We start from the raw sequence: 8,947 nt of genomic DNA on the forward strand, positions 1-8,947 counted from the left end.
TTATTTTGTTTTTTTATTTTTAACTCCTAAGGGAGACTTGCCTTTTTTGCATAATACTTCTGGGTCGTAGTAAAAAAAACTCCATCCTACTCCCGACATAGATGGTCTAATATATTGATCAGTCTTATTATTATACTTTTCTACATATTTCCCTTGAGCAATTAATTTAGCAATATATTGCTTACTTATTTTAACTAAATTGATATTTTTGACATCTTGCCAGCCCAACACGGTAAAAATGCGTTCCGCCAGCGTTACATGGGTGGCAAGCGAATTTTTGTAAACCATAAAAAAAGCTGCCCCTAACATTACCCCTAATGAACTAAAACCAATGGTCAGATTTTCTAAACTAAAATCGAAAAAAAAGTAGTTCATTAATAGTACACAAATAACATAAAAGATAAACATAGGTAAACGATAGTGTTTAAAGGCTTGGTTACGCCCGGCAAAACATAAAGGGACTAGTGAGATAATTTGTTCACTGGGTTTGAGCATGGCGTACACTTCGTAATGGTCAGCGTGCTTTTCGGCGACCACCTCGACCTGATCGCCATCATTAAATTTATAAGAACCGAGCCAACCTTTTAACGTGATGGTGTCATTTAATTTGGCGGTGATATATTGAGCATCAAAATCATTACTGCGGTCATTGCCATTGGCATGCCCTAAGCCGGCCAGCGCAGCAATGCTATTACCATTTAAAGTAGCAAGTAGTGCGCCCTTTCTAAGCTGGTTGTTGTGTTTTTGCTTTTGCCCGTCACTTAAATAAGCGCCATCAGCAAGTGGCGCATAGCAAAATAGACCTTTAAATTCAGATAAGGTGCCGGTTAATTTAACCAAATTTTTGGGCGGTAGGATTGGATCGGTAATACTAATACCGGTTTTTTTTAATAGCTGCTCTTTATCTTTATAGATAGGGTCGTTACCATCATATTTTGCGTAAGGCATAATCGAATTCCTTATATAATTATTCTCTTTTTTTATTTTTAACGCGTAAGGGAGACATGCCGTTTTTGCATAACACTTCTGGGTCGTAATAATAAAAAAACCAACCTTCACCAAATTTAGGTGGTCTAATATATGCATCTATTTTATTATTGCATTCTTTTGCATATTTCCCTTGGGCTATTAATTTAGCAATATACTGCTTACTTATTTTGGCTAAATTGATATTAGTAACATTTCGCCAACCCAACACGGTAAATATTCGTTCAGCAAGTGTCACATGAGTTGCTATAAAATTTTTATAGACCATCAGAGTAGCTATCCCGAATATTATGCCTAATGAACCAAAACCAATGGTCAGATTTTCTAAACTAAAATCGAAAAAAAAGTAGTTCATTAATAGCACGCAAATAACATAAAAGATAAATATGGGTAAATGATAGCGTTTTAATGCTTGGTTACGTCCCGCAAAACAAAATGGGATCAGCGAGATAATTTGTTCACTAGGTTTAAGCATGGCATACACTTCATAATGGTCATTGTGCTTTTCGGCGACCACCTCGACCTGATCACCATCATTAAATTTATAAAAACCGAGCCAGCCTTTTAAGGTCATGGTGTCATTTAATTTTGTGGTAATATATTGTGCAGGAAAATAAGTATTTTGATCATTGCCATTAGCATGCCCTAAGCCAGCCAGCGCAGCAATACTATTACCATTTAAAGTGGCAAGTAGTGCGCCCTTTCTAAGCTGGTTGTTATGTTTTTGTTTTTGCTCGTCACTTAGATAAGCTCGATTCCCTAGCTGAGCATAGCAAAATAGACCTTTAAATTCGGATAGGGTGCCGGTTAGTTTAACCAAATTTTTGGGCGGTAGGATTGGCTCGGTAATACTAATACCGGTTTTTTTTAATAGCTGCTCTTTGTCGTTATAGATAGGGTCGTTACCATCATATTTTGCGTAAGGCATAATCGAATTCCTTATATAATTATTGAGGGATAGGCCAATTATCAATAATTTGCCAATCACTCGATGAGAATACTGGCGTATTTTCTTTGATACGTTTTCGTTCTTGTTCGGCGTAATATTCGGCTAGCTCATCTTCATATTTTTTTGAATATTGATTTTAATGCGTTATCTTCTTGTTCCTGCGATGCAGGTAAACTCATCGCCCAAGCAGGGTAAAACCGGTGGCGTGGCATGATATAGCCAAGATTTGTCGACCATTTGATTTTGAATTTTATAAAAGATTTTTAGGCTCATGTCAGTACACCATTTTTCTTATTCATTTTTTTTATAGTAAAAAAGATTATTATCATCACGCATTGAGAAAAACCTAATTGTGGGTTGGTTTTTATCATTTTTAATTTTAACCTTCCTTTGACGTCTTAATTTTCTGACTTTTTTATTGGTAAATCGCCTTAAATCAATCCATGATACTTTTTCCCAATTTAGGGCTTTAAATATTTGTTCGGCTATTTTGGCTTTGGTTTTAAAACAGTCTTTTAAAGCAATATATAAACCAATAAAGGCAATAAAACCAAAAACCATTGAAACGATGCTAAGATGGTTTAAATAATATTTATGTAAGACTAAAACTTTATTAAGACCCTCATATAGAGCATATATTCCTGTATCTATCAAAATTGCAATTAACAACATGAGAATAGTACGTGGAAATGCGTAAAAGAAATAAGCCCAACGTCCCCTACAACAATTTGGACAGATACTAATCATCTGTTCATCGGGTTTAACAATGGCATAAATTTCGTAATGGTCATATTGCCATTCAGCGACCACAATCACTTCATCACCAGGTTGAAATGGACAATCTCCAACCCAACCGCGATAAATTTCATTTTCAATTTGTACATTGACAAAATTAGCCTTGCGTGAAATAGGTTCAACTTTTGCTCCTCCAGTCATACCATATTGCCCCCGCATAATTCCAATAATTGCACCTATTTTTGCTGCATTTTCAGTTCTTTCAATACTCTTTTTTACGTTTTCATATGATTCAATCTCAAATTGGCGTTCTCCTTCTTGTAAATCAATGCGTTTTATTGTTCCGCGAATGCAGGTAAATTCATCACTCCAACAAGGCAGTACAGGATCAGTTACTGGGTGTCGCCACGATCTATCTACAATCTTATTTTGAATTTTATAAAATGATTTTAGGGTCATATGCTTATCGCTCTTAATTTAGTGAATAAGGAGTATTTAATTGGAACTGTGAATTACTTTCTGGATCAATGCCTAAAATATTATTAAGCGAAAAATCAGAAAAGATTGAGATATCCCAACCAATATAAGTTAAAAAGCTGTCGGTGGCTTGTTCAACTTTTTCTTGATTTTCTTCAATTTTCATTAGCTTTTTAAAGGCTGTTAATTCTGCGTCAAAATTTGGGGATACATCACGATCATATTGAGTACCAAAACGGGTAGCTCTAATCCATTTTTGGATATCGTCATCAACAATCAATGTCCGAACAAAATCCACCACCATTAAAATTAATTGCACCCACCATGTGGCAAAAAATGTAAAAACTCTAAACCCAGCCATTATAATAAACTGCTTAATAATAATTCGACTAGCCAATCTATTCGACAATGCCAACAGAGCTGAACTGGATTTTATAAACTGGCTAACATATACAGCTACATTTAATACATTTAGAGATTTTTCAATATTATCTTGATTTTCTTTCGTTATCTGTGGAATTGCATATAATAATCCAAATATCGACGATACCCCACTGGTTAAATGCCCTGCAATTCTTAACCTTGTTACTAGTTTGGTACTTTTAAAGGAAATTTCGACAGGTTTGATTAGCACATTGGTGAATGAGCTGACCAAACTCAATGAAGCAGACAGTACTAAGTTAGTAAATTCATCGCCGTTGTAATTGTCTTTTTGAATAAATAACGTTGCTATAACCGGTAGCTGAAAAACAAGCAACACGGCAGATAGCCTTGTGTCTTTTAAATTACGTCCAAATGATTGGTTATTATGATTACCCCACATTTCATCGTGTTTTCTTTTAATGATAATATCATCTGGTTTTTCCGCTCTTTTTATAATAACTTTTCTTAAAATATTATGAGTGTAGTTTTTTAAGTAACTATTAATCAACATACCCCTCATACCTCTTTGTCCTACTTGCGGAAAAGGGCCTGAGAACATTCGATTATCAATGTTTAATTGTTTCATTCTGTCGACCCAAGTCCGACGGATGTAATATTCATGCATGACACCGTTAACTACTTCTGGCTCAAGTCCTGCCCTTGCCATAAATATTTTTTGGGCGATAAAGTGATTAATATGATCAGCTGCAATACGCATATTGCCGACCACCACGCTAATAGGTTTAATACGGAAAAATTTGCCAATTAAAATAGAGGCAAGTTTATCGCGCTTGTAGGCGAATTTATCAATAAATTTAACATTGGCATTGGGTTTCTTTTTTTGCAAGTTGGCGTTGATTTCTTGACAAATTCCAGTAAAGTTAGATAAGTTATTAGGCGTATTGAACAAGATGTGAATCAGTCTTCCTTCGCCGTCGACTTTACTGCGTTTTTCAGCATCCAGTAAAAATTCTTCTAGCTCTTTAACGGCACCATTTTGGTTAAAGGCAACTGCTCGCCAAAGTAGATTGGTTTTAGGAATTTCACGCGCTTTTATCCATTCACCAATAATATCATTGCCTATTTTCGTGTCTTGCACGCCGTCTATCGCTGTGACAACCACACGCTCAAATTCGATTCCGTCTTCTATATTATTTTGACTATAGTCATTTAACGCATTAAGGTAATTATCGCTTTGGATCCATATAAATACATTTTCGCTACGCTGTTCGTGCAACAAGCCTGCTTGTTTCATGATTTGTTCGAATTTTTGGTGATAGGTGTCTCTTAACGGTTGATTAATTCGGGCTTGGTATTTTTTAAATTCTTCTCTTGGTATAGTGCGAATTTTGTCGACTTCGGTTTTGTGCATTAATTCGCGTATAGCTATGGTTAATTCTGCATCTTTGCGCAATTTGGCTATAGTTTTAAGATAGGCTTTGATATCTTTATTACTTTGCACACGTTTCATGACAAGATCCAATCGTCGATAATTGCTCGACACAACTCGTGAATCTTTTATCCAATCCTCAAACAGATCACAGCCTTTATTTAGCCCAGCTAGCATGTCGGGTTCAAAGCGATATTGGTTGTAATATTGGCCTCTACGCTTTTGTAGCCAATCAGTACCCTCTGTTTTTATTACTTCTTCTAGCCAATAATTATTTTTTTCTCTGCACATTTCTTCATAGATATTTAAATTTTTACGTCGTTCGTCTTCTGTGGATTGAATAAAGCTATTTTCAAAAAATGTTAATAGTGCATCGGATTGAATTTCATGTTCACGCTCTTCACTAAATAGCTGTAAGTATCCTACAATTTCATTACACCAACCATTTAATTCATAAGCAATGCCGACCGCATCCATTAGTCCTACAATGTAACCACTTGGTTCAGTTGAACGTTGTGAAACAGATTCAATAGTATTATTCAAATGACGGTCAACGGCCCATGGATAAGCGGTGCAATGGTTATCTAAGAACTTAGCATTCCATTGATTTATGTCATCTGAAACCAGATTATTAAAATGTTTAATTGTTGGATCGGCTATTTTTGATTTGATATCTTTATCTGCATAATCAATAATTTGTTTTATATTTTGTTGATTTAATTGTGCGATACCTTTTTCGTCAGCTATTGCGCCTGCTGCCATGTTTTTAGGCTCAATCATTGTCATTCTTTCACTGCGTAACTGACTGTTCGTTTCATAGTTTTCTAGCACATCGTCTTGCCATTTATGCTCACTATAAGCTAACCAGACTTTGCCACACTGCTTTGGTTGTTCAATGCAAATAAATTCAGCACTGGCTGTATTTTGTAAAGTGGCAGCACAACCACAGTCTTCCTCAGCACTTGCCATTTGGGTTGAAAGTTGTTTCCAAAAACTACCATTTTCAGCTATTCTGTAGACTTCCCAATAGTTACTTCCTCTAGCACCTTCTTCATAAAAGAGATATAAAAAACCTTCACGAACTACTCTTAATGCATAGTCATAATTATATTTGAGTTTAGCTTTAGTAATATCTGGATGATTTGCCCAACTCGGCAGTTTAAGCCCCTCAACTTTTGGAATAGCACAATAATTAACCGGCAATATTGTCAATCCTTTTGATGAAGTACAATCACAATGCATAGCTTTCTCCTAGTTTTAATTCTTGACTTTGTTGCTTAGCTACTTGCCATTCTTCTTCTGTCATTGATGCAACTCGCTTCTGGTAATATGTTCCTTTCTCTTTTAATAACGCTGCAACTTTTGGGGTACGATGAAATTCACTACCTATCGTTAAGTAATGCAAAGCAAACAAAACTTTATCTTGTTCATCATTTAATTGGTATTGATTAGCAATGAGTAGTGCTTTTCGTATATGTTCTCTTGCTTGTGCTTCGTGATAACGAGGTTGGTTTTTATACTTATGTCGATATTTTATTAATGTTTGATTTTCGATGCCAATATTTGCAATATCTTTCATTTCTTGATTATTTAATCCTAAACGATGAACAACAAATTCCCAGCGAATTTTTGCCGCTTTATAACATTCTAATACACCATCGCCATTGAGTACTGCCCAACATGTTGTTGCACTAAGAATCTTATCTTTAATTTGCGGCAATATTAGACTTAACAAAGAACTCAATACCGCAGGATCATAAATACGTAGCAAATAATAATTGAATGACATTGAGTGCTTTTGAATGCATAAATTAGCAATATAATCACTTAGATCTTGTATTTTTTCATTCGAAAATAACCAACCACAAATTGCTCTTCCTTTTCCAGATAATAATGCTTTTGTTCTTGTTTCTTGAAAAGATAACTGGATTAATTGTTTTAATATTTCAATTTGTTCATTTAAATTGAATGGAAGTAATACTGGCACATTTTGAATATTGAACATGGGGTGATCAAATTGAATAAATTGCAATTTTGAATAGTTATCTTCGATATATGCATACACGTGATTTTCTAAGGCTAAATCACTGAGATCACGCAAGCTTAAATCTAATAGCAAATAACAATAGTCTGCTTCTTTAGCGTTTTTTATTAATTCATCTGCTATTTTACTAATTTGTCCATCAGACAATTTATCATCTTCATATAGAAAAAGTTCAGGCGTATTATTTGTTTTAGTCATAGTTCAACTAATGCCCCCTGTTTTTTTGTTTGTTGTGATAATGTCCTTTGGCATCCAATAGGTAGCGTATTTACTACCTTTTTATTCGCCGGTCCCATCTTTTGCTGTACATTACATTTAAGATAGATATTATCCTGTGTGCCCAGTTCGATGCCTTCACTGCTAATTTTGATATAAGAGCCACCACAAATGAGGGTGAGGTTATCTTTGGCGGTAATGGTTACCTTGCCATCCACGCTATCCACTTTAATATCTTGCTTGGCGGCCATATTAAGGTTGGCGTTTTGGGCTTGCAGGTCAATATCACCTTGGTTGGCAAACAGTTTCATGCCTGATTTTTGGGCAAATAAGCCAATAGCCTCGCCCGATGAAACAGTGACGTTGTTTAAAGCGTTAATATCGGTTTGATGTTCGCTGGTTAAGGTGAGGCTGCTCGCTGTTGTCAGTTGAATATTTTCAGGGCTGGTTAGAGCCAGGCCTTCTTGAGCGTAGGCTAAAATGCCACTTTGGGTCAGCTCACTTAAGTTGGCTTTAAGTTGGTCTTGGCTGTCGGTATCGGCGCTGTGTGCCTCGGACTGGGTGGCGGCATTTTGTAGGGCTTTGGCAATAGAGAGGGCATTTTCAAGTTGGGCAATGGCTGCTTGCATATCGAGCTGTTTGCCTTGCGCTTTCGGCTGGGTTTGCGTGGTTAAGTATAAGCCTTTGTTGGCGGCAATCGCCCCCCATTCGTCAGTGCGCAGCTCAAAGCCTTCACCGCGGGGTTGTTTTTTTTCGTTAACTAAGTGACCGATATTAAGTTGGGTTTTGCCGTATTCGGTAGCCAGTTTAATATGCTCTTGCCCGCGTTTATCATCCATGCGCAGTTTGTTATTAGCCGGCGTGCGAATCACATTGCGGTGTTTGTTAATGGTGGTGACAAGGTCGGGGTGAGCACTGTCATGCATCGCATGGGCAATATACGGCCTATCGGGATTGCCCTGCATAAAGGCGATGGCCACTTCAGTGCCGTCAATTAACGGGAAGTGAAAGCCATAGGTATTGCCCGCATACGGTTTAGCTAAACGGACCCACAAGCTTTCCATGCCACTTTTCCACTCTTTTAAATCAAAGTTAAATTTAACCCGATAGCGTCCTTGGGTATCAATATAGCCATAGGTGTCATTGTCGGGGCTGGTGACCCTTGCCGGTAACGTACCACTGACTTGTGGCCAGCGTATGGGCGCGGGGCGATAGGGTTTTAAGGCTTGATAAGGAATGGCGGTAAAGGTGAGTTCATAAGCATCACTGCGGTGACCTTGCCCCTGTACACTTAATATGATGATACCGTCATTAATATCTGCTAGCGAGCTGCCGTTGAGGTTAATCCATTGACCGGGGGCAAGGTGATAGCGGTTACTCTTACCTTTGAGGATAATTTTCTGGCTAATCGCCTGTTCATGGCGAATACGGGCATACCATTGACCGCTTTCAATCTGATTTTCGTCATGCGTATTATTCTCATTAGGGTTATTGCCGTTATCACGATTATCATCACCACGAGTGTGTGGATTTTTCTGTCCGTTGCTATCTAAGCCTTGATAGTGCTCGGCATAGCGGTAGTCGCTGCCATAGGTGGTGAGGTCTTTGGGTTGGGTGTTAACTTCCCCCTGTAAATCAGCGAGGGCATCACGGTAGTGATAGTCTTGTACCTTGACTGAGGAGACCACCACTTCACTATGCAAGGTGATATCCCACACACTTTCAA

General features: G+C 37.3%; 7 protein-coding genes. All 7 read right to left on the reverse strand.

Annotated features, from left to right (window positions below; genetic code table 11):
* The gene (locus tag A9G22_RS05135) at positions 1-948 is read right to left on the reverse strand and encodes a putative type VI secretion system effector (RefSeq protein WP_075508472.1); all 948 of its coding nucleotides are present in this window, start codon (positions 946-948) and stop codon (positions 1-3) included.
* A 19-nt stretch (positions 949-967) separates the two neighbouring features.
* Positions 968-1,915: a putative type VI secretion system effector gene (locus A9G22_RS05140; protein WP_075508473.1), complete on the reverse strand. Its 948-nt coding sequence runs from the start codon at positions 1,913-1,915 to the stop codon at positions 968-970.
* A 165-nt stretch (positions 1,916-2,080) separates the two neighbouring features.
* Positions 2,081-2,209 carry a hypothetical protein gene (locus A9G22_RS11645; protein ID WP_255306877.1) on the reverse strand — a complete coding sequence of 43 codons (129 nt, stop codon included), beginning with the start codon at positions 2,207-2,209 and terminating at the stop codon, positions 2,081-2,083.
* A gap of 18 nt (positions 2,210-2,227) precedes the next feature.
* Positions 2,228-3,130 carry a putative type VI secretion system effector gene (locus A9G22_RS05145; RefSeq protein ID WP_075508474.1) on the reverse strand — a complete coding sequence of 301 codons (903 nt, stop codon included), beginning with the start codon at positions 3,128-3,130 and terminating at the stop codon, positions 2,228-2,230.
* 13 nt (positions 3,131-3,143) lie between these two features.
* On the reverse strand, positions 3,144-6,203 hold the full coding sequence (locus A9G22_RS05150) for a T6SS effector BTH_I2691 family protein (RefSeq protein WP_075508475.1): 3,060 nt from the start codon (positions 6,201-6,203) through the stop codon (positions 3,144-3,146).
* Complete coding sequence (locus A9G22_RS05155; RefSeq protein WP_075508476.1) at positions 6,193-7,203, reverse strand: DUF4123 domain-containing protein; 1,011 nt, start codon at positions 7,201-7,203, stop codon at positions 6,193-6,195. The genes A9G22_RS05150 and A9G22_RS05155 overlap by 11 nt, the downstream gene beginning before the upstream one ends.
* Positions 7,200-8,947: DUF2345 domain-containing protein (locus A9G22_RS05160; RefSeq protein WP_141669983.1), on the reverse strand; the 1,748-nt coding region annotated here is incomplete at its 5' end. The genes A9G22_RS05160 and A9G22_RS05155, both read right to left, overlap by 4 nt.

The sequence above is a fragment of the Gilliamella sp. App2-1 genome (assembly GCF_001690255.1).
GTDB lineage: Bacteria > Pseudomonadota > Gammaproteobacteria > Enterobacterales > Orbaceae > Gilliamella > Gilliamella apicola_G.

What these genes read in the sequence shown, in the direction of transcription:
- A9G22_RS05135 (WP_075508472.1), bottom strand. Translation starts at nt 948, where the DNA reads ATGCCTTACGCAAAATATGATGGTAACGACCCTATCTATAAAGATAAA.
- A9G22_RS05140 (WP_075508473.1), bottom strand. Translation starts at nt 1,915, where the DNA reads ATGCCTTACGCAAAATATGATGGTAACGACCCTATCTATAACGACAAA.
- A9G22_RS11645 (WP_255306877.1), bottom strand. Translation starts at nt 2,209, where the DNA reads ATGAGCCTAAAAATCTTTTATAAAATTCAAAATCAAATGGTCGACAAA.
- A9G22_RS05145 (WP_075508474.1), bottom strand. Translation starts at nt 3,130, where the DNA reads ATGACCCTAAAATCATTTTATAAAATTCAAAATAAGATTGTAGATAGA.
- A9G22_RS05150 (WP_075508475.1), bottom strand. Translation starts at nt 6,203, where the DNA reads ATGCATTGTGATTGTACTTCATCAAAAGGATTGACAATATTGCCGGTT.
- A9G22_RS05155 (WP_075508476.1), bottom strand. Translation starts at nt 7,203, where the DNA reads ATGACTAAAACAAATAATACGCCTGAACTTTTTCTATATGAAGATGAT.